The 24,486-nt window shown below is 37.6% G+C and carries 23 protein-coding genes and 1 riboswitch; of the genes, 3 read left to right on the top strand and 20 right to left on the bottom strand.

What is annotated here, in order from left to right; all coding sequences use genetic code 11:
- Positions 1-73: 73 nt before the first annotated feature.
- Complete coding sequence (locus tag IGI63_RS02075) at positions 74-1,516, bottom strand: RecQ family ATP-dependent DNA helicase (RefSeq protein WP_002390631.1); 1,443 nt, start codon at positions 1,514-1,516, stop codon at positions 74-76.
- Positions 1,517-2,551, bottom strand: a complete 1,035-nt coding sequence (locus tag IGI63_RS02070) for a helix-turn-helix domain-containing protein (protein WP_429975222.1) — start codon at positions 2,549-2,551, stop codon at positions 1,517-1,519.
- A gap of 35 nt (positions 2,552-2,586) precedes the next feature.
- Between IGI63_RS02070 and IGI63_RS02065 the strand changes: the two genes are divergently transcribed.
- Complete coding sequence (locus IGI63_RS02065) at positions 2,587-2,805, top strand: ferredoxin (RefSeq protein WP_429975220.1); 219 nt, start codon at positions 2,587-2,589, stop codon at positions 2,803-2,805.
- Positions 2,806-2,827: 22 nt separating this feature from the next.
- Here IGI63_RS02065 and IGI63_RS02060 read toward each other — a convergent pair whose 3' ends face one another.
- The 8 genes from IGI63_RS02060 to IGI63_RS02025 form a co-directional block, all read right to left on the bottom strand.
- Positions 2,828-4,159: a zinc ribbon domain-containing protein gene (locus IGI63_RS02060; RefSeq protein ID WP_002398998.1), complete on the bottom strand. Its 1,332-nt coding sequence runs from the start codon at positions 4,157-4,159 to the stop codon at positions 2,828-2,830.
- A 255-nt stretch (positions 4,160-4,414) separates the two neighbouring features.
- Positions 4,415-5,080 carry an ECF transporter S component gene (locus IGI63_RS02055; RefSeq protein WP_002393404.1) on the bottom strand — a complete coding sequence of 222 codons (666 nt, stop codon included), beginning with the start codon at positions 5,078-5,080 and terminating at the stop codon, positions 4,415-4,417.
- 71 nt (positions 5,081-5,151) lie between these two features.
- Positions 5,152-5,271, bottom strand: a riboswitch (FMN riboswitch).
- A 151-nt stretch (positions 5,272-5,422) separates the two neighbouring features.
- Positions 5,423-6,139, bottom strand: coding sequence for a pseudouridine synthase (locus tag IGI63_RS02050; protein WP_002357624.1), 717 nt, complete (start codon positions 6,137-6,139; stop codon positions 5,423-5,425).
- A 3-nt stretch (positions 6,140-6,142) separates the two neighbouring features.
- The gene (gene scpB, locus IGI63_RS02045) at positions 6,143-6,748 is read right to left on the bottom strand and encodes an SMC-Scp complex subunit ScpB (protein WP_002360351.1); all 606 of its coding nucleotides are present in this window, start codon (positions 6,746-6,748) and stop codon (positions 6,143-6,145) included.
- Positions 6,745-7,539 carry a segregation/condensation protein A gene (locus IGI63_RS02040; RefSeq protein WP_002382313.1) on the bottom strand — a complete coding sequence of 265 codons (795 nt, stop codon included), beginning with the start codon at positions 7,537-7,539 and terminating at the stop codon, positions 6,745-6,747. The genes scpB and IGI63_RS02040 overlap by 4 nt, the downstream gene beginning before the upstream one ends.
- Positions 7,540-7,603: 64 nt before the next feature.
- The gene (gene xerD, locus IGI63_RS02035) at positions 7,604-8,494 is read right to left on the bottom strand and encodes a site-specific tyrosine recombinase XerD (RefSeq protein ID WP_429975219.1); all 891 of its coding nucleotides are present in this window, start codon (positions 8,492-8,494) and stop codon (positions 7,604-7,606) included.
- 168 nt (positions 8,495-8,662) lie between these two features.
- Positions 8,663-9,592 carry an alpha/beta hydrolase gene (locus IGI63_RS02030; RefSeq protein ID WP_429975218.1) on the bottom strand — a complete coding sequence of 310 codons (930 nt, stop codon included), beginning with the start codon at positions 9,590-9,592 and terminating at the stop codon, positions 8,663-8,665.
- Positions 9,593-9,786: 194 nt separating this feature from the next.
- A complete protein-coding gene (locus IGI63_RS02025; RefSeq protein WP_002357630.1) occupies positions 9,787-10,878 on the bottom strand; it encodes a DUF871 domain-containing protein in 1,092 nt (363 codons plus the stop codon).
- A 181-nt stretch (positions 10,879-11,059) separates the two neighbouring features.
- Between IGI63_RS02025 and IGI63_RS02020 the strand changes: the two genes are divergently transcribed.
- A complete protein-coding gene (locus IGI63_RS02020; protein WP_010708185.1) occupies positions 11,060-11,809 on the top strand; it encodes a peptidylprolyl isomerase in 750 nt (249 codons plus the stop codon).
- Positions 11,810-11,852: 43 nt separating this feature from the next.
- On the opposite strand, the gene IGI63_RS02015 is transcribed toward IGI63_RS02020, so the two are convergent.
- The 5 genes from IGI63_RS02015 to obgE form a co-directional block, all read right to left on the bottom strand.
- Entirely contained in the window at positions 11,853-12,227 is a 375-nt protein-coding gene (locus IGI63_RS02015) for a YxeA family protein (RefSeq protein ID WP_002357632.1), read from the bottom strand.
- 142 nt (positions 12,228-12,369) lie between these two features.
- The gene (locus tag IGI63_RS02010) at positions 12,370-12,915 is read right to left on the bottom strand and encodes a TetR/AcrR family transcriptional regulator (protein ID WP_002360361.1); all 546 of its coding nucleotides are present in this window, start codon (positions 12,913-12,915) and stop codon (positions 12,370-12,372) included.
- A gap of 219 nt (positions 12,916-13,134) precedes the next feature.
- Complete coding sequence (locus IGI63_RS02005) at positions 13,135-14,433, bottom strand: PTS sugar transporter subunit IIC (RefSeq protein WP_429975217.1); 1,299 nt, start codon at positions 14,431-14,433, stop codon at positions 13,135-13,137.
- A gap of 26 nt (positions 14,434-14,459) precedes the next feature.
- A complete protein-coding gene (locus IGI63_RS02000; RefSeq protein WP_002357636.1) occupies positions 14,460-14,762 on the bottom strand; it encodes a hypothetical protein in 303 nt (100 codons plus the stop codon).
- A gap of 138 nt (positions 14,763-14,900) precedes the next feature.
- Positions 14,901-16,217, bottom strand: coding sequence for a GTPase ObgE (obgE, locus tag IGI63_RS01995; RefSeq protein WP_104846096.1), 1,317 nt, complete (start codon positions 16,215-16,217; stop codon positions 14,901-14,903).
- A gap of 287 nt (positions 16,218-16,504) precedes the next feature.
- On the opposite strand from obgE, the gene gap reads away from it, so the two are divergent.
- Positions 16,505-17,515 carry a type I glyceraldehyde-3-phosphate dehydrogenase gene (gap, locus tag IGI63_RS01990; RefSeq protein ID WP_002357638.1) on the top strand — a complete coding sequence of 337 codons (1,011 nt, stop codon included), beginning with the start codon at positions 16,505-16,507 and terminating at the stop codon, positions 17,513-17,515.
- 50 nt (positions 17,516-17,565) lie between these two features.
- On the opposite strand, the gene IGI63_RS01985 is transcribed toward gap, so the two are convergent.
- From IGI63_RS01985 to dnaG, 5 genes are all read right to left on the bottom strand, one after another.
- Positions 17,566-18,015 carry a Fur family transcriptional regulator gene (locus IGI63_RS01985; protein WP_002357640.1) on the bottom strand — a complete coding sequence of 150 codons (450 nt, stop codon included), beginning with the start codon at positions 18,013-18,015 and terminating at the stop codon, positions 17,566-17,568.
- A gap of 115 nt (positions 18,016-18,130) precedes the next feature.
- On the bottom strand, positions 18,131-19,012 hold the full coding sequence (locus IGI63_RS01980) for a CvfB family protein (protein WP_002361792.1): 882 nt from the start codon (positions 19,010-19,012) through the stop codon (positions 18,131-18,133).
- A gap of 73 nt (positions 19,013-19,085) precedes the next feature.
- Entirely contained in the window at positions 19,086-21,149 is a 2,064-nt protein-coding gene (locus IGI63_RS01975) for a cell division site-positioning protein MapZ family protein (protein ID WP_429975216.1), read from the bottom strand.
- 151 nt (positions 21,150-21,300) lie between these two features.
- Entirely contained in the window at positions 21,301-22,407 is a 1,107-nt protein-coding gene (rpoD, locus tag IGI63_RS01970; protein ID WP_002360364.1) for an RNA polymerase sigma factor RpoD, read from the bottom strand.
- A 108-nt stretch (positions 22,408-22,515) separates the two neighbouring features.
- Positions 22,516-24,402 (bottom strand): DNA primase, encoded by a 1,887-nt coding sequence (gene dnaG, locus IGI63_RS01965; protein ID WP_429975215.1) that lies wholly within the window; start codon positions 24,400-24,402, stop codon positions 22,516-22,518.
- Between the last annotated feature and the right edge of the window lie 84 nt (positions 24,403-24,486).

Raw genomic sequence — 24,486 nt, 5'->3', positions numbered from 1 at the left:
CTAATTTCCTCCTAAACTTCTCTCGCTTGTTATTATATCATAGCTTTTGCCAACTGCCGACTAAAAAAATGAATTAATCACGTTCTTTAAATAATTTTAGAAATTTAGAACGCCAACCTTCTTCATTTTGATTGCTGGTCTTGTTCGATTTTACTATTGAATCTTGGTAAATGTCAAAGAATAACGCACAATTATCACAACAAGTTTCCGGTGATTGTTTTACAATCGGTTCTTGAAAATAAGTTTGAATCAACGTTCTTCGACAGGTTGTGGTTTCAATATACGTCAGCATCCCTCTTAATTGCGCTTGACGATCTTTTTCTTTCTCCTCTAAACGATGCTCTAGCTCTTCAAAAGAATAATCCTTGGCTAAATAGCCTTGAACCCATTTTTGTTGTAACTCGGTGGCATTTTCTAACAAACCTGCTTGTTCTTCTCCTTCAATCAGCGATTTTAAGGTCGCTCGATTCGCTCTTGTCTCTTCTAAGAAAAACCGATGAATAAATTCATCCCCTTTTTTATACAATAATAGCGCCCAACTTTTTTGACCATCACGTCCAGCTCGCCCGATTTCCTGCAGGTAATTTTCTAAGCTATCAGGCAAATCAAAATGAATCACTCCACGAACATCAGGTTTGTCGATTCCCATCCCAAAAGCATTCGTTGCACAAAGAATATCGATTTGATTATCAATAAATTGTTCTTGCAAGCGACTACGTTCACTAGCCTCCAAGCCCCCATGATAATAGGCCACCTTAAAACTGGTTTTCGCCTGAATAAGTTGACTAATTTGTTCTGTTTTGTTGCGCGTGGCGCAATAGATAATGATTTTACCAGCCGTTTTAGATAAGTAATCTAGTAACACTTCTTCTTTTTCTGACGTTTCCTTCACGAACAAGCCAATATTTTTTCGATTCACTGAAGAAAGAACTTCTTGATAGCTACCATGAGAAAATAATTGTTTTATAATTGCGTGCTGTACAACAGGTGTCGCTGTGGCAGTTAACGCCAAGGTCAAAGGAAAGTCTAGCTGTTTTTGGACCAGATCTAATTTACTATATTCAGGGCGAAAATCGACGCCCCACTGATAAACACAATGGGCTTCATCCACCACAAATAATGCAATTTTTTGGCGTTGTAACACACTAAGTACTTCTTGCTGCAAAAGCATTTCTGGGCTTAAAAACAGATAATCGTATTGGAACATTTTCGCTAAAATATAACGCTTTTCTGAATACTGTAACGTACTGTTTAAGGCAACCGCACCTTTAATTCCTTGTCTTTGTAATTGACGCACCTGATCTTCCATTAACGAAAGTAAGGGAGAAACAATTACCGTTAGTCCCTCTAACTTCTGACCCACAAATTGATAACACAATGATTTGCCAGTGCCTGTTGGCAAAACAGCCAATGTATTCATACCGTCAAGTAAGTTTGTAATCACTTCTTTTTGACCAGGCTTAAACGCTGCGTAACCAAATCGAGTGAATAATTCTTGTTCTAATGTCAACAACACTCACTCCTTTTCTTGCCAAATTTGTTGGATTTGATATAACCGAAAATCTAAATAAGAAAGCGTCGCTTCTTGCGCTCGCCAATTCCGATACACCCACAACCGCGGATCTTGTTCTATTTGAGCCAAGTTTTGGAGTATTGCCTCCTTTTCAAGATAAACAGACACCTGCAGCTGCCCTTGAATAGCCAACTCTAATAGATGATCATGAATGGTACTCAGTTTTATTTTTCGCTGCTCAGCAATTTCTTGAAGCGTCTTGCCTTCCGTTAACAATCGTTGGGTTTCTTGCATACTTTGGTTTAGATTTTTTTCTAGATACGGCCATACAAGCGTTTGTAAAGCAGGATAGTTTCCTCCGTACATTATCAACTGCAGTAAATGATGAACCGCTTGCGTATGCCATAAACGCTGTTCAAGAGCTGTCTTATGGCTTGTTAATTGCTGAGGAACTTTGCCAGTTTGCTGATAACCAGAAAGTTGCGCAACCAAATAGTCGCTTTCTGCTTCAGGTAGTAACTCAAACCCTCGCAACAGTTCTTCTTTGATTGATTGAATGCGCTGCTCTTTCTTGTCTTGTTGTAACCATCGTTTCAAATATAGTTGCGGAATCGGTGTTGATAAAAGTGGAATATACTGTTTTTCCTCAAATGATAAATACGAAGTCACTTGCACGGCAAATTGAATGAGTTGCCAACTTTCTCGATCACTTCTGCCAAAACGATAAAGATCAATTGCAGGATAATCCAGCAACGAAAAATGGTGCTCCTTTAAAAATAGTTGCCCTTCTTTTGTTAGTTGAATTTCATTTGTCTCTTTGTGATACTGAATTTGTTTCGCCTTCGAAAGTTTTTCAAGAAATTGAAAATAGGCTTGTTCGGAAATCGTTGGCCACCAGCCAATGAATCGTAAACAATCATATAAAAAACCATAAATCAAAACAGAGCTAGTCCGTTTGCCTTTTAAAAGATGATACAAAGTTGATGCACGTACCTTGTATCCGTGAGATAATAACGCTAAAATAAAAGTTGCTTCCATAGTAAACCTCTTTTAGATAGGATGTGTCACTGTTTATGCAATCACGTTTAGTTCCTGAAAAATGTATTGCTTGTGGACTTTGTCAAGTTTATGCGCCCAATATATTTGATTATGATGATCATGGAATTGTCCTTTTTAAAGACGAGCCGCATGCTCGACAACAATTTATTTCAGAAAACGAACGCGAGAATGTGTTAAAAGCGTACCGCAAATGTCCCACGCGTGCAATAGAAATAAGCAAAAATGAGTGCTAAATAATTTAGCACTCATTTTTGCTTAGAGTATTTTTTCGAGCCAAGCAAGTGTTTGCTCATCTATCGAAACAAACTGTAATTGTCCTTCTTTTAGCGGTTCTTTGACTAAATGAATTTGATCATTTAGGCCATTGATCCATTCATAACGAAGACCATTTTCTTTTGCTTTAGAATTTTTGGCTTCTAAATAATAATTGACATGGTAATTTTCTTTACCATCCAATTGTAGCGTATTAATGGTCACTTCAAAATCTGGTGAAACATCGGTCGATTTCTTTTCACGTAATCGTTCAAGCGCTTCTATAAAAGAAGGAAATTGAGGATTATTTTCCCCACCAACGAGATATTTTTTAGCAAATTCTGTACTATCCGTATGACTTTTCACTTGTTTGGCAAATGCTTGATAAAAGGTTTCTAGCGCTTTGCGGGCATCATAGTCGCTAGCTAACGGAAAATTCAATTGTAGCGTTGGATTATCGGAGAGCGCTTCGACAAAATCATTTTCACCAATCGTTTCTTTTGATGTTTGAATTTCTTCTCCATTAATCGTCTTTTTAAGTTGAATCGTCATCCCTTTGGACCAGAACAAAGGGCCAATCGTTTTGCTTCCATTCGTTAGCGTACCAACTTTCCGATCATTAATATAAATATCTGCGTCTGGCAGATTGCTCTCCACAACAAAATTCATTCGTTTAAAATCTAAAGGAATACTAGAAATATAATTTTCCTCTTCTAATAAACGATACTCTTCTGTGATAACAGGTTCACCGGTGCTATCTTTCACTGTGGCTGTAAAGGTATATTGTCCTGGCGCTAAGGGTCCCAATTCCTTTTGATAAGTGGTTGAGTCGGAAGTGCCCACTTCCCGCCCGTTCATTGCCAACGTCACACCGCGCTGATTCGTCGTTAACTGAACAGAAACAGGCGTTAAAATGAATTGATAACGGTGAAAGAAAAATGCTGTTTGACTTGTTTCACGAATAGTTAAACCATGTAGCTTCTTATCCTTTAATAGCGCTTTTTCTAATTTTTTTAGCTCAGTTGGATTTTTTTGATAATAAGTGATTAAAGGCTTAATGCTTTGCGGATTCACTTGAAATTCAGACTCGTTCGTCCTCATTTTTTTACTTAATTCTTGGGCATCACCATTCTCAATCGCTTCAATAAAATGAGAAATTTGTTGTTCCTTAGAAAAATAATGCGTCCCGAGAAAATAGCTACCCGCTCCAAGAACGATGAACACAAAAAGAAACACCCAGATCCAGCTTCTTTTTGATCTGAGAGGAGTAGATTCGTTCCCTTTATTCATTGATGGTTGTGCTTGGTTTTCCTCTTGATGCATTGATTCATTCATTAGCGGAGCGCCGCATTCTTCACAAAAGGACTCCGTATCACGATTCACGTGACGACAATTTTTACACTTTTTCACTCAGGAAAACTCCTCTTTCTTTGATGATTTCTATCATACCAAGGGAAAGTTAAAATTACAATGCAGATGGTTTAGTATTTTTTAACAGAATGATGACAGATTATGACAACCTCTTTTCTTTTAGGCGTAAATTTTAAAAACCCACTGTCAAACATTGTTCAACAGCAGGTTTTTTATCATTTATTTTGTTAACGGTGTTTTTTTCTGAATAGTATGTTGTTTTTTTGATAGCCATGGCAATAACTTCGCATGTAGTACTAGAAAAACACCACTGACTAAGAGGCCTTTAATAAGGTTGAATGGCACAATACCAATCGCCACATAGCTTGCTAAAGATGTTCCTAAAAATTGTTGTGTGGTCACACCATATAATTGTAAGTAAATGGGTGTAATGACAAAATAATTCGCAATACTCATGAAAATTGTCAAGGCTAAAACCCCACTTACTAAGCCCACTATCCGATTTGTACGAATATTTTTCTTTTTACCAAAGAAATAAAAAATTGGCAAGGTGAAGATACTACTTGCTAAAAAGCTAGCGAAATCTCCCACCATATTTTGCGGTGCTAGTCCGGTTAAGAACAGGTGTAGCAACGAACGAACAAAAGCAGTAATTACTCCTGCTAACGGTCCGTACAAGAACATTCCGAGTAAAATCGGAATATCACTAAAATCGATTTTCAAAAAACTAAACGCCGGCATAATCGGAAATGCCACAAATTGTAATACTGTACCGATTGCGGCCAACATTGCAATGCTGACCATTTTTTGTACCTTGTTGTTCATCTGAAATCCTCCAATTAAGGACCCATCTTCAACGAACTTTTTGATTCGCTTCTTTGTCATACAAAAAAACCCTATTTTTCTGCAGGGAAAAATAGAGTAGGATTATCTGATGAAAAAGCGTCTCAAATAAGCCCTATCTTCTTTATCCAGACTATACTGTCGGTATTGGAATTACACCAATTCAATCGTTAAAAACGAGTCGTGGACTATAACCACCGGTCGGGAATTACACCCTGCCCCTGAAGACGAACCTTGTATTATATTTTTTTACTTACTTAGTGTAACCGATTTGAACAATGAATGCAACTAACTAAGCTTTTTTATTAAACTTCATTGATTGTTTCGTTTCTCAAAAAAAACAATCCCTCCGCCATAAGCGCGAAGAGATCGAGTCATTTTATCTTATTTAGCTTGATTTAATAATTGACTGATTTCTTTTTTAGTTAAATCACGATATTGCCCTGGTCGCAAACCTTGTAAGGTCAACTCACCGTAACGTTCACGTTTTAATTTTTGAACAGGGAAACCAACAGCTTGAAACATTTTCTTCACTTGATGATTACGCCCTTCATGGATCGTTAATTCCACGACACTGCTACCTGTTTTAATATCCGCTGAAAGAATTTGAAAATTGGCTGGTGCTGTGCGTTTGCCATCAATGCGAATGCCTTTGGCTAATGGCAATAGATCCCGTTTAGTTGGTACACCTTTAATTTTTGCTACGTAGACTTTATCTACTTCATGTTTAGGATGGGTTAATTTTTGTGAAAAACTTCCATCATTCGTTAAAAGTAACAACCCAGAAGTATCATAATCCAGACGACCGACTGGATAAATTCGCTCAGTAACATCTGTAAAATAATCCGTTACTACTTTACGGCCTTTATCGTCAGACACCGCAGAAATAACCCCTCTTGGTTTATAGAATAAATAATAACCATATTCTTCTTGATAAATTGGTACACCATCAACTTCAACGGTATCTTGTTTACTTACTTGTGTTCCTAATTCTTTGACCACTTGGCCGTTGACTTTTACGCGACCTTTGACAATTAATTCCTCTGCTTTGCGACGCGAAGTCACCCCAGCATGAGCAATTGCTTTTTGTAATCTTTCCATTGTTTAAGCTTCCTCGCCTTCTGTTGTTTCAGACATTGGGTTCGTTTCTTGATAACGATCAAAAAATAGATCCATTGGTAGTTCTTCTTCTAATTCATCTTCCATTTGTTGGATATCTGGTAATTCATCTAAACTTTTCAACCCAAAGTAATCCATAAAATACTTCGTTGTGCCATACAAAATTGCTCTACCAGGACCATCTACGCGGCCTTTTTCTTCTATCAACTGACGGGCAACTAACTTTTGGATAGAGCCAGAAGTCTGTACGCCACGAATTTCATCAATTTCAATACGCGAAATTGGTTGCTTATAAGCAATAATGGATAATGTTTCTAGCGCCGCTTGTGATAAGGCGTTCGACATAGGCGATTGCGCATATTTTTTTAGTAATGAGGCATATTTTTTCTTCGTTGTTAAGACAAAATGATTGCCGACTTCTAAAATATTCAACGCCGATTTATTGTCAGAAACATAATGTTCTTTCAATTTCGTTAATTCTTCATAGGTTTTTGCTGTTGACTTCTCTAATAAGTACGCAAGCTCTTCCAAGCCAATTCCTTCTTCGCCAACCACAAATAAAATTGCTTCAATTTGACTAACTAATGTCACTGTGTTTCCTCCACCTCTGTTGTATCTTCCTGCTGGGTTTCTGTATTAAATAACAAAATTTCACTATAATTATTTTCTTGTTCAGCATAAATCGCGCCCGTTTTCATTAATTCTAAAAGAGCCATGAACGTTGTCACAATTTCTTGTTTGGAATAAGAATCGAAGAAAGAATCAAACGACACTGCCTTCCCTTTCTGTACTTGACGCATACGCTCTGAAATAGCGGAGATTTTTTCTTCGATGGAAACATCGTCACTGGCAACAGTTGTTTCAACAGGCTGGCGATTTTTTTTCTTTTCTAACATGGCATGAAAGGCTAGAAATAAATCAATTGTATTAATTTGATTAGGCGGTAGTGTTGTATCTTCCTCTTTATAATCATCCATATCCATTGGTTCTTTTGTATAATAGAGTTTACGTTCTTCTTCTTTTTCATGTAAAACAGTCGCTGCATATTTAAATTTCCGATACTCCAATAACTGAGCTACTAAAGCTTCCCGTGGGTCTTCCTCTTCAAAAAAATCTTCATCATCAATGATTTCAAGCTCTTGTTTTGGAAGCAACATCTGACTTTTAATAGCCATTAAGGTGGCAGCCATGACTAGATATTCTCCAGCGACTTCTAACTCTAAGGTTTGCATCGCATGAATATAAGACATGTATTGTTCAGTTACTGCTGTAATGGGAATGTCATAGATATCGATTTCTAATTTTTGAATTAAATGTAGTAGAAGATCCAGTGGTCCTTCAAAGACATCTAGTTTTAAATTAATTTCTTGCAAAAACGACACCTACTTTCTTTTCTCGACTTCCTAGTTTACCATAAATTTATTCGTTTGTGGGCATTCTCGCAAATTAAGCCCGAGGAAAATGTTCCTTATAAACATCTGCCATTCGTTGTTTGGTAATATGTGTATAAATTTGTGTCGTGGAGATATCTGCATGTCCTAATAATTCTTGTACGATTCTAAGGTCTGCGCCATTTTCCAACAAATGTGTCGCAAAGCTATGCCGTAATGTATGCGGGGTAATATTTTTCTCTATCTGGGCTTCTCGAACAATCTGTTTTAAATTTTTCCAAATGCCCTGTCTAGATAACGGTTCGCCATGATGGTTAACGAATAGGTGTGTTTCATTCGGATGATTTTTAATCAATTGAGGTCTGGCTTCGTTCATATAGCGCTCAATCCATTGAATCGCATAATCGCCTAAAGGAATAATTCGTTCTTTGTCCCCTTTTCCGATTGTTTGCAATAAACCAATGGATAAATGCAGATCCCCTAATTTTATTTCAATTAGCTCACTAACTCGCAGGCCCGTTGCATACATCACTTCTAAAATAGCACGATTCCGCATACCTAGTGGTTTACTTGAATCAGGCGTTTCAATTAATCGAGTCACTTCGTCAACAGATAATGTACTTGGCAATTTTTGAACTTTCTTGGGGGAGTCAATATGTTGCATCGGATTATGTTCGCTTAAGCGTTCTTGACGTAAAAATTGATGAAATCCTCTCAAACTAGAAATCATCCGAATCACACTTGCTGAAGCTTGCTGTTCTTCGTGAAGGGATTGCAAAAATTCTGTAATCATGTAACGGTCAACTTCGTCCCAAGAATGCAAGCCTTGTTCTTGTAAAAAGGCTACGTATTTTTTTAAATCTCGTTCGTAACTCCGTCGTGTGTTATTTGATAAGCCCCGCTCTATTTGTAAATAGTGTAAATAATCGACTAATTGTTCTTCCATTATCCTTCCCTCATTTCTAGTACTATCCTATCAGATTATGCCCTAGATTGCATGGGTAAATTCCAACTTATTAAAAAAAATCAACTGACAACAAAAGACTTGTTCACTAAGTCGTTAACTTAAGAACAAGTCTTTTGTTTTTGCTACTATTAGTAAAGAATAAATTTGTTATTTTATATATTTATCTAGAAAAGCAGATACTGTTTCCTTATATTTTTCTGGGTTTTTATTATAAGCTTTCGCATGCTCTGCTCCAGGCACGACATATTTCTCTTTAGGTCCTTGGGTTGCATTATAAACTTCGTCTAACATACTAAACGGCACAAACGTATCATTTTCACCATGAATAAAGAGCATTGGTAAATGATTCTTTTGTAATTGTTTAACAGCGCTTGCTTCCCCAAAGAAATAGCCAGCTCTAAGTTTCGTAATCCCGCTAGTAACATTAACTAATGGGAAACTTGGTAAATTGAAAAGCTCTTTCAATTGATATTGCAACTCCTGATTGACTGTAGAATAGCCACAATCTTCCACAATGGCTTTCACGTTATCTGGTAATTTTTCCCCGCTCGTCATCATAACTGTAGCAGCACCCATACTGACACCGTATAAAGTGATTTGTTCTTGCTGACCATTTTCGGTTAAAACTTTCTCAATCCATTGGACATAATCTTTACGATCGGGCCAGCCGAACCCAATATAATCTCCTTGACTTTTCCCGTGACCACGCGCATCTGGCGCTAACACATTGTAGCCCCAATCATGATACATTTTCGCAAAGACAGACATCGTTTCTGCCGAACCCATATAACCATGCGCCATAATAACGGTACGATTACTTTTTTTGTCGGCTGGTAAATAAATGGCCTTTAGACGTAGCCCATCTTCCGAAGTAATTGACCATTCTTGTCGATTTTTGTCATCTTTAAACCACGCGCCTTCAGGTGTCTGGACCACTTTTGACCCTGGGGTATTCTCATTTATAAAGTCTTTCTTTCCTGGAACTACTGCATAATTATAAAAATATAAGCCTGCCGCAATTAAACCAATTGCAATTACTACAATAAGCGCAATCAAAATTTTTAACCATCGATTCATCTACGTACTCCTTTTATTTAAACTGTATGATTCATTATAAGTTGTCGCCCTTTTTTTGACAACTACCATTCAAAGATTCAGCCATCTTTCTTTACCACTACAATGAGACAATTTTGTTGCGACAAAAAAAGCATAGCACAAAAATATTACCTTTTACGCTATGCTCCACTTATCTATTTATAGGAAACTAAAAATTATTTATTTTCAATAAGTTTAAAACTTGACCATGGTTTCAAAAATTCTAATAAGAAACGTTCGTCATCAGAAATACGACCAACCACATTTACACGGCCATCATTTTTCATTTCTTTTAAAGCAATTTGTGTTTCCCCTTTGTATTGTCCATAGCCAACGTTGTCAATCAAGACATCGCCTCGAACAATATCTCTCGTTGTATGAGCTGGGAAAGGACGATCTTTATAGTAAACACGTGTCATTGTTGAACGCAAAACGTAATCAGAACGATCTCCACGATAACTGTGTAAGTTATCGAACAATGCAATTCTTTCATCTTCTGTGATTTCTGGTTCTGTATCCACTTTGATCGAAGGATAAGGTGCATGAAAGGCTTCTGCCATTGCTGCTAATTCTGCTTCTGAGGCATAAGCATTTCCGACAGAAATATCATCGATTAATCCTGTTAAAACTAAATGCTTAACTTGCGTTGCAATTTCTAAATCGCGGTGGTCTTCCAAAGAACATAACCCATCTTGTGTCGGCCATGGCCCAAATGTAGCATCGTGTGAGTTCACAAACGCCATCGTATTTAAATTATATTTTCTAAATTTTTCTGAACAATAAACAAAATGATCATAGCCTAAGCCTGTATAGCGATGTGGATAGAAATTATGTGAGCCTAGTAAATTTTCTGTATTTGGTGAGTAGGCCATAATATTATCTACATAACTTGTCCCTGAACTCATATTAATTTCAATTTTAATGCCATAAGGGTTTCTTGTCATATTCGCCTCTTCTTGCCCAGTAAAGCCAAGATCTAAACGAATACCGTAAGCGCCCATATCATGGAAAAATGATAAATCATCATAAGAGATGCCTAATTGTTCGAACAATGCAGGATTAATATCGACCATCACTTCCATACCTAATTGGTTGGCGTAATCTACGACTTTTTTAAACTCTGCTAATACCTTTTCCCGATCATCATTGATTTGCAATAAACTAGTAAAGACACGCTTAAAGCCGTATTTATGAGCCAAATCCAAATATGCTTTGTCCTTTTCAAATGTTGAACGTTCTGGATAAATTGAAATACCTAATTTTCCCATGTGATTGCCTCCTAAATTGTAAAACATAATAATGTATCTGCTTACATTGTAACAAAAAAAACAAAAGTGGTCTACACCTTTCCTATAGGAAATCTTATAAAAATTCCACTGGTTTGTTATCTTCTCTTTTGTTATGATAAAAAAGAACCTAATTGTCAGTGTGAAAGGAAGAGGAAAACAGATGAAACATAAGAAAATGCTTGCTGTTGCTTCAGTTGCAGCATTCGCCTTGCTTTTAGCAGGCTGTAACACAACCAATAATAAAGGCACGACCGCAACGAGTGATTCTGTCGCTAAATCCAGTGAAAGCAAAACAAAGGATTCGGTCGACTTAAATTCACTAGATTTACCACAACTAGATGACAAAGTTGCCGAAGATCAAGACTTAGTCCAAATGGTTACTTCAATGGGAAATATTGAAATCAAACTATTTCCTAAACAGGCTCCAAAAACTGTCGAGAACTTTATGAAACATGCCAAAGATGGCTATTATGATGGCTTGACTTTCCACCGCGTCATCAATAACTTTATGATCCAAGGTGGCGATCCTAGCGGTGATGGAACTGGCGGAAACAGCATCTGGAATAAACCATTTGAAGATGAATTTTCAAACCAGTTATATAACATTCGTGGCGCATTATCAATGGCGAATGCAGGACCTAATACTAACGGCAGTCAGTTCTTTATTGTCCAAAATACAGATGATCAATCTGATGGTCTTTTATATGATGATTATCCAAAAGCAATCATTGATGCTTACAAAAAAGGCGGCTATCCTTCTCTTGATAAAAAACATACTGTTTTCGGTCAAGTTACCAAAGGAATGGATATTGTCGATAAAATTGCCAAAGTCGAAGTTGGTGCCAACGATAAACCAAAAACTGATGTTAAAATTGAAAAAATCAATATTCTTCAAGAAGCAAAAAAATAACAAAAAGTCAGAACGTACGCTGAAGATACGTTCTGACTTTTTGTTATTTTTGAATCGCTTGTAATGCCTTTTCTGGTACTTGGTCTTGATTGACCTCTTCATACGTATTGATGTGGGCCCCTTTATTTGAGACTTTTAGATAATGATCTGTTTTTAATTCATGGTCCGCTGTGAAAGTTATTTCTCGCGTTTTGCCTTCCTCATCTGCGGCTACTTGCGTATAACTAGCAATTCCATAGCCATTAACGCTATCGGCTTTCTTTGTTTTAACATACACATTTCCTTCTTTAACCAATGGATTTAATTGATCTAACACACCAGCTAATTCGCCAGAGTTCTTCTCTGCGTAAAACTTGGCCCCAAATAAACCACCACCAATAACAATTGCTGTCACCACTAAAAATTTAATAAATTTCATCACATAAATCCTCCCGAGTAATTATTCTCTGTTACTTCTTCCAAAGTATAGCAAGTTTTAAACAATCCTTCCTCGGGCGCAACGACCAGTTTTTCCTCAGACTTATGTCGTATTTTTGTTATTTTGAATAAATAACAAAACACTACTCTTCTATCAATAATTGACTTAATAATTGAATTTCTTGATTCTTAGTTAAGTCAATTGTTTTCATTGTAACCGCTGTGGCTAAACCTAAATAGATTACCACCATTTTAGGAAATAATTCGACAAATTTTCCTTTGTCCATTTGTACATATTTTTTATCCAATAATAAACGCTCTTCAAAAAAAGTTTGAAGCATTTGCTGCAATTCTTCTTCATAACCATGTGCTTTCATAAATAACGCCGTATAGATTTTTTGATGTTTTTGGGCAAATAATATAAAGTTCAGACCCAATGCAATCACTGGGTCTGAGGCACCGACATCTGCTTTATAAAATAATTGCATACGATGAAATAACGATTTAATTAAGGTTCGTTTTAAATCGTCCATGTTGACAAATTCTAAATAAATTGGCTGCGTAGAAATCCCCATAGTATCTGCAATATTTCTAGCAGTTAAATTAGAAAAACCTTTATCTACTAAAATTTTTTCAGCTACGTTTAAGATTTTTTCCTTTGTATATACCTTCGTTCTAACCATTTTCATACCCCTTTTCTCTTTTAGTTAACAATAACTTTATTATGTTCACGCAAAAGAAAACCATTTTCATTATATATATAATATTTTACACTTTTTTTATGCGTTTCTTTTCTCAAAATTTTCTATACATTTCAAAAAAATTGAGAATTTTCATCACCTATAAACAAATAGGTCCAGAACAAAAGGTCATCACCTTTTGTTCTGGACACTAAACGGCTGCACTCTTTATTCTTCTATTTGTTTGCCTTGTTCTTTGGCAAGCTCATTTTTATCATAAGCTACAAAGAACGGATAGTAAATCAAGATGGCCACTAGAATTAAAACAACATTCAAAACAGCAGCACGCCAATCGCCGCCTGTCGCCATAAAGGCGCCAATTGGCCCTGGTAAGGTCCACGGTGCGGTAAAGACAACTTCACTTACTAAACCTAATTTTGTGGCAAACCAAGCAATCGTTGCTAAAACCATTGGTGCAAAGATAAAAGGAATCATTAAAATCGGATTTAAGACAATCGGTACACCGAAAATAACTGGTTCATTAATATTAAAAATAGACGGTGCTAAAATAGCTTTTCCTAGTTTTGAACCATATTCTGATTTTGCCCGAAAGGCTAATAATATAGCTAAACCAATTGTGGCTCCAGCACCACCAATCCAAATAAACCATTGGTAAAAAGGTTCTGCCGCAATCCGAGGTAATGCTTCGCCAGCTGCTTTAGCAGTCGTGTTTTCCTCTAATAGTTGTAGCCATAGAGGACGCGCCAACGATCCTACGATTGAAGCGCCGTGAATCCCAAAGAACCAGAAAAATGTGGTTAAAAAGACCAACAGCAAGACACTCAATAAAGAGTCCGCTGCTTGAACTAGTGGTCCTACTAAGTTCCCTACAAATGTGTGCCAATCAAAGCCTAAATAATAAGTGATTGAACCAATCAATAACATGACAATTAACGTCGGAGTCAACGATTCAAATGAACGAGCAACAGCAGGTGGAACGTTATCAGGCATTGTAATTTTGAACTTAGACTTATCTGTTACTCGATAGATTTCGACAGCAATAATTGACGTCACAATCCCGACAAACATCCCTGCACCACCCAAATTAGCCATTGGTAAAACAAACCCAGAAACGCCAGCTGCTTTACTGGCTTCTTCAGGAATCGCTACAGGTACTAATGTTAATAAAAAAGCAATCGTAGCCAAAATCCCTCCAGAGACTTGATCAAGATTATATGATTTCGCTAAACTAGCGCCAATGCCAAAAGTCGCATATAACGCCATAATGTACATTGTCATTCGGTAAGGCAGTAAGATTGTAGCAGCATTACTTGTTAAAAATTGAGTAATGCCCCAAGATTCTGGTAACGGCGGAAACGCAATAATTAGAAAAAAAGAACCGACAATAATTAAAGGTAATGTCGCAATAATCCCATCCCGCACCGCACGTAAATGGCGCTGATTGGCAATTTTAGCCATTGGTCCAGCTAGATGATTTTCAATCCAAACAGTCAGTTTATCTAACATAAATAACACTCTCCTCTGTTTTTCTCTTAAAAAATAACTCCTTTAATCAGCCATAAATAAGAGATAAGCTCTAATAAAATAAGAGAAATTAAAAACAACCAAATAAAACGCTTACAAAAACCTGTTTTCGTTTCAATAAAATAATGACTATACGCTAACGCAAAAGCAATCCCAACAGGCAAAAAAATCATGGCACCAATATTAAACGGCAGATTGAAAGTCCATAATAAAACACTCGGCAACAGGACACCACATAAGAGCCCCATACTAAAAAGAAAACCGGCACTTTTAACTGAAAACTTAGGAACCATTGCTTGATTGTTTTCCATTTCAATTTCGCTCCTTTCGTTTGTTATTTTGTTACATTTAAAATTATAAGCTATTAAAAATATTATTTCAATCTATTCGCTGATTTAATACTAATTTTAAAATAAAAAACCAGTTCACTGAGTGAACTGGTTTTATGCTTATTCGACAAATTCAAATTCAAAATTACCAATCCGAACAATGTCGCCATCTTTCGCGCCACGTGCTCGTAATGCCTCATCGACACCCATACCACGTAATTGACGTGCAAAACGCATTACTGTTTCATCATGATCGAAATTCGTCATTTCAAATAATTTTTCTAATTTTTCACCAGATAAAACCCATGAAGCATCTGGTTCACGATCAATCGTAAATTCTGGACCTTCTGGTTGGAAGCCATAACGAATGGTTTCTTCCTCTACCACTTCATCTTCATATAATGGGAATTCAGGCGTTACTTCCAACAAGTCAGCTGTTGCATTTAATAAAGGTTCAATACCTTTACGAGTAACCCCAGAGATTGGGAAAATAGGTAGCTCATCAGCATACTCATCTGTGCGTTCCTTCGCAAGTTGCTCTTTAAATTTTGCTAAATTCTCCTCTGCTTCAGGCATGTCCATTTTATTGGCAACAATAATTTGAGGTCGCTCCATCAAACGTAAATTGTGTGAAGCCAATTCTTTATTGATTGCCAAATAATCTTCATAAGGATCGCGTCCTTCCATGCCACTCATATCAATGACATGTAAAATAACACGCGTCCGTTCAATGTGGCGTAAGAATTGTGTTCCTAAGCCGACACCTTGAGAAGCTCCTTCAATTAAGCCTGGCAAATCTGCTGCAGCGAAGCTTCGACCGTCACTAGTAGTCACCATCCCTAAGTTTGGAACTAACGTCGTAAAATGATAGGCACCAATTTTCGGACGTGCGGATGAGATAACAGAGAGTAACGTTGATTTTCCTACAGAAGGAAACCCAACTAAGCCAACATCTGCTAAAACTTTTAATTCTAATTCGATTTTACGTTCTTGGCCCGGTTCGCCGTTTTCGGCAATTTCTGGTGCAGGGTTTCTTGGGGAAGCAAAGCGAATATTCCCGCGACCACCGCGTCCGCCTTTTGCTACTACTAAGGTCTGACCATTCTCAATTAAATCCCCAATTAAAGCTCCAGTTTCTGCATCACGAACTGTTGTACCTGGTGGAACTTTGACAAGTAAATCTTCTGAACCACGACCGTGCATTCCTTTACTCATACCATTTTCTCCAGGTGTCGCCTTAAAATGACGATTAAACCGGAAATCCATTAATGTACGTAATCCTTCTTCAACAACTAAAACAACGTCGCCACCGCGTCCGCCATCACCACCAGCGGGACCCCCGTCTGGTACATATTTTTCTCTACGGAAAGCAACCATTCCGTCGCCGCCTTTACCAGCTTTGACATCAATCGTCACTTGATCTAAAAACATGGACATATAATTTGTCCTCCTATTCTACTTCTACTATCTTTAATCACCTCAAAAAGCGTGATTCGAAAGTCTTTATTATTGTATCGGGAAAACAACCGTTTGTCTAGCAATTCTAGTTAGTTATCGTTGGAAAAAGCAAAATTTCTCATGAATCTTTCGCTTTCTTTTTGTCGCTTCGCTATCAGTCTTTTGACAAAAAAATTTTAGAGGTTCATACTATAGATAGTTGAAGAAAATCACTTTTTCAGCAAGGGTCCAAAGAAACACAAACATCTAAAGGAGGAATTTTTGTTATGACAGTCAAAGTAGGAATTAACGGTTTTGGAAGAATTGGTCGTTTAGCCTTTCGCCGAATAAAAGAAGTTTCTGATGATATTGAAGTTGTGGCAATCAATGATTTGACTAGCCCAACAATGTTGGCTCACTTATTACAATTTGACTCTACGCATGGCACCTATCCTGGCACCGTGACAGCCACTGAAAATGGCATTGTGGTTGACGGCGAAGAAACCCGTGTCTACGCAGAACCAGATGCAAGTAAAATCCCTTGGGTTAAAGAAAACGGAGTAGACATTGTCCTTGAATGTACAGGTTTTTATACCTCTGAAGAAAAAGCACAAGCTCATTTAGATGCAGGTGTGAAACGTGTGGTTATCTCTGCTCCTGCAGGCGCAATGAAAACAATCGTTTATAACGTCAATGATGATACACTTGATGCCAACGATAAAATCATTTCTGCCGGCTCATGTACGACAAACTGTCTAGCACCGATGGCTTACTTTTTAAATAATGAATTTGGTATTGAAGTTGGTACCATGACAACTGTCCATGCCTACACATCAACACAAATGCTATTAGATGGCCCTGTTCGTGGCGGAAATCTTCGTGCGGCACGCTCTGCTGCAGACAATACTATTCCCCATTCAACTGGTGCTGCTAAAGCAATTGGCTTAGTTATTCCAGAACTTAATGGAAAATTACAAGGCCATGCCCAACGTGTTCCCGTTGTGGATGGATCCTTAACAGAATTAGTTAGCATTTTAAAAACAAAAGTAACAGCTGATCAAGTAAATGAAGCAATGAAAAAACACACCATTGATAACCCTTCTTTCGGTTATGATGATCGTGAAATTGTTTCTGGAGACATAATCGGCACGACAGAAGGTTCGATTTTTGACCCAACGCAAACAGAAGTAACGACAGCTGGCGATTTCCAATTAGTGAAAACTGTGGCTTGGTATGACAATGAATATGGTTTTACTTGCCAAATGATTCGCTTATTGGAAAAATTCGCTAATTTATAATTCCAATGAATAAAAAACTGCCTTGCATAAATTAATGCAAGGCAGTTTTTTTAATGTTTACTTTGACAACTTTGACAAATACCATGAAAAGTTAAGCGATGATCTTTGACTAAAAAATGATACCGACTTTCAACAATTTGCTCTACTTCACCAAGCAAGTCTTCTTCCACTTCCTCAATTGTGCCACATTCTAAGCATAACAAATGGTGGTGAAAGTGTTTGGCGCCTTCTTTTCTTAAATCATAGCGAGCTAAACCATCGTTAAAGCTCACTTTATCAACGACTTTTAAGTCTGTTAAAATTTCTAGCGTTCGATAGACTGTTGCTAGACCAATTTCCGGACTTTTTTGTTTTACCAAGAAGTAAATTTCTTCTGCTGATAAATGATCTTTTTCATTTTCCAATAATACAAGTACGGTTGCTTCCCGTTGTGGTGTTAATTTAAAGCCTGATTCATGTAATTGTTTTTTTGTCTTTTTTAAAGCAGCAGTCGAATCCATTATTACAGCTCCTTGTTTAGAATGATTACAAATTAAGAAACTTAATTTATCAATCAAATTAAAATAATTATAAAAGAAATAACTGTAATTTGCAAGATATTCTCAATTAGCTACCTTAATTTTTTTCTTTTGATTGTTCCAACGAGCCAATTAGAATTGTTTTACCATCTTCTTGTTTAATTAATTTTTGTTTCATTAAATGGCCTAAGGCGCGTTTAAATTGAGCTTTACTAATGCCAAAGGTTTGTTTAATTTCATCAGGACTTGATTTATCAGTGAAAGGAATTTGATGATCGTTTGCTCTTTCTAAGAAAGTTAGAATCATTAACGCATCATCGCTGATTACTTCATGACTTCTTGGTTTTAATGAAAGATTCAATACGCCGTCCGGCCGCACGCCAATCACACGTCCCACTACTTTTTCACCTAAACGTGGTTCCTGGAATCGTTCAGAAGGATGGATAAATCCAATGTATAAATCATCAGTTAAAATATACGTTCCTGCAAGTTTCAGACGATACACATGCCCAGTTAAGTTTTGGTTTTGCATTTCAGCATTCCCACGTTTTGCCATTGCTTTAAAGACTTTTTCATCTGCTAATTCGCCCCAAATGCGGTCTTTACTGTCCACTTTTAAAGTAACCATTACTCGGTCTTCTTTTTTAGGCCAAAGTTCCCGCATAGTTGGTAATTCATCCAACGAAATAACGACATCTTTATCTGGTAAGCCAACGTCTACAAAGACACCTAAATCACGTCTCGTTCCTGTGACAGTACCAAAGCCATAGCTACCAATGCGCACAGTAGGAATTGTAGTTGTCAGTGCTGGCTCTTGTTTTTGATTTAAATAACCAAACCCTTCTACAGCCTCCCCTATAGCATGCGTACCTTCTTCTTTTTTTAAACGGAATGTGATGCCATTTTTTTGAACAAAATAAAATTGTTCATTTTCATCGACCACAATGCCGGTAAATGTTGTTGCTAGTAATTCTCTCATTTATCATTAACTCCTCAAGGAAAATCAATCGAACAAAAGATTTCTGCTTTTGTTCGATTGTTTCTATTTTCTTTTATTGCCCTGCATTACGAGAAGCGTTCCCTTTGAACCAACCTGTTTTAGCATTGATTGTAACTAAATACATGTGAACATTTTTCTCTGTAGTGCCTTCTAATAATTTTGATTGATTGTTTGTTGCATAAAGATTGTAGTAACCTTCGCCATTCACAATTTTGGCAGGTTCTAAAGAATATCCGCCAGGAACCACATAGCCACGAGCAATCACTGTGTCTAAGACTTTTTCTTTCACACCTGGTGCCCATGTCCACGCTGGATTGCTACTATCAGCGATATCGGCAGCATCTGGCGCATAAAGCGGACTAGTGTAAACCCCGTCACTGTTCGGCGCCGTGTAGCCATTCGCTTCTGTTTTTGCTGTTTCTTCCTTCTTAGCGTTCTCTTTTTTCGCGGCAGCAGCTTGTTTCGCTTGTTCTTCTGCTTGTTTTGCTTGCTCTGCGGCAGCTTGTTCTTCTGCAATTCTTTTCTGTTCTTCTTCAACCTTGGTTAACGCTTGGTCAGCTGTCGTGACTTGTTTGACCAATTCTTTTTTCAGCTTATCACTTGTTACTTTATCTACTTCTGCCTTAGCAGCTTGATACGTGTCTCGATTCAGCTGATTGGTAGTTTTTCCATCTTTATAAATGACCTCAACCGCTTTTTTAGCTTTTTGTAATTGGTTGTATTGTTGGTTCGCTTGATCGATTGCTTGGTTCATCAATTGGTCAAATGGATCATTTCCTGTTAATTTCTTTACGGAAATTGGTTGATCAGCAGCTAGAATTGCCGGTTTCAACTCATTGCCATTGACAATCGGCGCCTCAAATAATTGGTTGATTTGTTGAATGGTTTGTTGCTTCTCTTTCAATGTTTGAATTTGTTTATTTAATTGAGAATACTCTTCTGAATCTTTAATTTCCGCGACTTGTTTTGAGAGTTTTTCTGGACTAACAGTCACCATATCGGGTTTAATAAAAACTTGCTCCTTCGTGGTATAAAAGGCTGCTAGTTCATCTTTCAGCGTATCTGTTTTCTTGGTTAGTGCCGCCGCCTCTTGTGCGGCAGCTTTTTGCGTTTGATCATGATACGCCCAAGCACTACCTCCAGCTAATAAAACAACCGCAAGCGCAACGAAAGCCACTTTTTTTGATGATTTCTTCGGAGCAGGCGCTGGTTGAGCATTCCCAGTTTCATTCATCGGTGGTATCACACCTGAATCTGAAACTTTTTCCTCGGTTGCATCAGCTTCACTCGGTGCTTCTAGCGATGCTGCACTTGTTAACCCTTCTTCAGAATCTGAAATGGATTCAGTTGGTGTTTCGGCTTGGGTTAATACTGCCTCACCGCTGTTTTCTAACTCTTGGGTCTCTGCTGTTTCTTCTGATGGATTTTCAGACATTTCTGTATCTGCTCGATGCGCTTGAATATAAGCTTGCAAAGTTTCGTTTGGTGTTACATCTTGATCTTCTATCGGTGGTTGTGAAAAAATTTCTTCTTCAGAAGTAGTAGAGATAACTTCAGTTCCTGAAATCTCTGTTAAAGCTTCCTCTTCTGACTTCACCGTCTCAGATACCTCAGCTGTTTCTGCTTCAACAGTAGTTGTTTCTTCTGTTGTTTCCTCTAAATTAACTGCTTCGTCCGTTGCTAGTTTTTCTTCTGTTGAATGAGTAGGCGTCTCTTCTGTCGCTGGTGTCGATTCCTCCACCGAATCATGAGTCTCCTCACTAGCCCCTTCTTGAAGCGATGTTTCTAGACCAGAAACATCCTCTGAATCAGAGACTATTAAGTTATCTTCTGTTGACTCCTCTTTTTTGTCATCATTACTTTCTTCTTCTGGTGATTCGCCAAACAGTTCCATCACATGGCCTAAGCTCATATCTTTTAACTCAGACCATTCAATATTCTCATTTAATTGATCTTCATGTTGTTCATTTTCCTGTGTTTTAAAATCTATATTTGTTGAAGTCGTTTCCGCTTCTTCTTTATCAACTGTTGTGTCAGTTAGTGAATAGCCACATGTTGGGCAGGTCGTTAATTCTGCATCGAATTCGTTCCCGCACTTCGGACATTTCTTTGTCATTCTTCCGCCTCACATTCTGCTAATATTCCATTACTTCTAATTTACCATAACTTGCGCCTTCTTCCAATAACTAGCAATGACATTTAGAGACTTTTTAAAAAACAAAAGCGGCTCTTCTCGCATGCACGAAAAGAGCCGCTAAACGGTATGTTTATTCTAAAAAGTCTTTTAATTGTTTTGAACGAGAAGGATGTCTTAGTTTTCTTAACGCTTTTGCTTCAATTTGACGAATACGTTCGCGAGTGACACCGAAAACTTTTCCGACTTCTTCTAGCGTACGTGTCCGACCATCATCTAAACCAAAACGTAAACGTAAAACATTTTCTTCACGGTCTGTTAAAGTATCCAGAACATCTTCTAGTTGTTCTTTTAACAATTCGTAAGCTGCATGTTCAGCAGGACTTGTAGCATCTTGGTCTTCAATGAAATCACCTAAATGTGAATCATCTTCTTCACCAATTGGTGTTTCTAAAGAGACTGGCTCTTGTGCGATTTTTAGGATTTCACGAACTTTTTCTGTTGGTAAATCCATTTCCGCACCAATTTCTTCTGGCGTTGGTTCTCTACCTAAATCTTGCAATAGTTGGCGTTGAATCCGAATCAATTTATTGATTGTTTCAACCATGTGAACAGGAATTCGAATCGTTCTAGCTTGGTCCGCAATTGCCCGCGTAATCGCTTGACGAATCCACCAAGTAGCATACGTAGAGAATTTGAACCCTTTACGGTAGTCAAATTTTTCAACAGCTTTCATTAAGCCCATATTACCTTCTTGAATTAAATCCAAGAATTGCATACCACGACCTACATATCGTTTGGCAATTGAAACAACCAAACGTAAGTTGGCTTCTGCTAAACGTTGTTTTGCTTCTTGATCGCCTTCTTCAATTTTAAGTGCCAATTCAACTTCTTCTGCGGCAGTTAATAATTGAACGCGCCCAATTTCTTTTAGGTACATACGCACGGGATCATTAATTTTAACACCTGTTGGCGCAGATAAGTCTTCTGCTTGGGCCTTTTCCGCTTCTTTTTCATCTTTTTTCAAGCTATGTTCACTTGGGTCTCCATTTTCATCGACCACACTGATACCAGCATCTTCAACTTTTTGGATCAATTTTTCCATAGCTTCTGCATCCAAAGTATACGGTGTGGCTAATTGATTCGCTAAATCATCATAAACCACTGTTCCTTTAGGCTTGTTTTCTTTGATAAATGCTGCCACTGCAGCTTCATATTTTTTACTTGTTTCTTTTTCCATGAAAGAAGGCCCCCTTCATTTTTCGGTTCACGCTTGAAATAACTGATAAATCACTGAGACTTATCAAAATAAAATGAACAAAACGCTTAGTTCTATTCATTATATTGCTTAAGTAAATGTTCGTTGAGCTTTAAGCTGTCGAGCCAATTGGATAATCTCCATTGTTAATTCGGCTTCAAGCTGTTGGTTGCCCACTCGTTTTGCTTCTTGCTGTTGAATCTTTTTCTGCTCAATTGCCTCTGCAATACTTGATAAGGCAATTACATGTAATAAATCGGCAACTTCTCGCTCAGAGCTTTCTTCCGATAAATTCTGATACGCAATTTCAATTGCTAATTGTTTGGTTTGATTATCTTGCAAGAAATTAATAAAATCGGCAATGTCGAAACTTTGATGCAGTGTCGCATAACTTTCTAGCAAGAAATATAATTCTTGGTATTCATCATGAGCGAATGAAAAATCTGGCAATTGTTGAACAGTTTGCCGTACTCCTTGTTCATTCATTAAACGAAATAATAAAGAACGTTCTGCTTTTTGAACTTGGGTTAACGGTAACTTGTTCTGGACGTGATTCTCTTCAAAAACAGGTTCTTCCATTGGTGGTGGCATCATTTCATCTTGATAAAATTGTTGCCTTTCTTGCCGTTGAACTGAACGTTGCTCTTGCTTCAATTGATTGAATTGTTCTTCCAAACTATGAACAGAAAGTTGAAATTCCTGAGCAATTTGGTTTAAATAACGATCACGTTCCAAGGGAGATTGAACATTGGTTAACTCCCGTAACAATTCGTTCACATAATCCAATTGTTCTTTTTCGTTATTCATGTTTCTAGTTAACCGATGATAATTCATTTTAAAACTAAAAACTGTTTCTCGGCCATGATTGGCTAAATTTTGAAAAGCTTCTGCGCCATATTTCCGCACATATTCATCAGGATCCAGCTTTTCAGGGATGCTGACAATACTCAAGTCAAGATGACTGTTTTCTTGCAATAATTGAATCGCACGGTTTGTGGCTTGAACACCGGCATTATCGCCATCGTAACAAATAACTACTTCCTTAGCGACCCGTTCCAAACGCCGAATTTGTTCATTGGTCAAACTAGTCCCCATTGAAGCCACGCCACTTTTTACGCCTGATTGCCAAGCAGCGATAACATCCATGAATCCTTCAAAAAGCAAGACTGTATTTTCTTTACGAATTTCTTTTCTGGCTCTATCAAAGTTAAACAGCGTTTCTCGCTTATTAAAAAGTGTTGTTTCAGGACTATTCAAGTATTTAGGCATCTCATCCCCTGGAAAATCAGCTGTTTTTAACAAGCGACCAGAAAAGGCGATGACATTGCCTTGGGGATCATTAATTGGAAACATGATTCGTTGATAGAAACGATCCAAAAACGTACCGTTATCTCTTTGGACAAACAGCCCAGAAGGCTCAAAAAGCGTTTCATCCAGTTGTTCATTTTTAAAAACTTGACTTAAGAAATCACGTTTTTGCGGCGCAAATCCAATTTGAAAGGTCTCAATTAGTTCTTGTGTTAACCCCCGCTCTAATAAATAGTTTAATGCGGGTTCGCCAATTTTAGTATTCACTAAAATATGATGGTAAAGTTCTGCGGCTTTACTATGCAGTTGTAACAAACTCCGTCTTTGTTGGTTTTCTGGGGTATCCGCTACTTCACGCGGCTCTGACCAATCAAAGTTCACAGATAAATGTTCCAAATCTGCAACACGTTTCACGGATTCTGGAAAACTAATGCCTTCAATTTCTTGCAAGAAATTAAAAACAGTTCCACCTTTCCCGCAGCCAAAACAGTGAAAAATTTGTTTGTCTTCTGCTACTGAAAATGAAGGGGAACGTTCTTCGTGAAACGGACATAAACCCATATAATTTTTACCGGATTTTTTTAACTGGACATACTGCCCAATAATATCTACTATATTCGTTCGGTGACGAACTTCCTCAATGACTTCCTGAGGAATGCGTTGTGCCATTGTCCTCACCTCCTAAGAATAGCATTGTGCTAACTCATGTGATTGACCGTTTAAAAAACGCACTGTCATTTCAGTGCGAATTCC

It is taken from the genome of Enterococcus sp. DIV0086, assembly GCF_050498705.1.
GTDB classification, from domain to species: Bacteria; Bacillota; Bacilli; order Lactobacillales; family Enterococcaceae; genus Enterococcus; species Enterococcus faecalis.
This window is presented reverse-complemented; position numbering and strand designations above follow the sequence as displayed.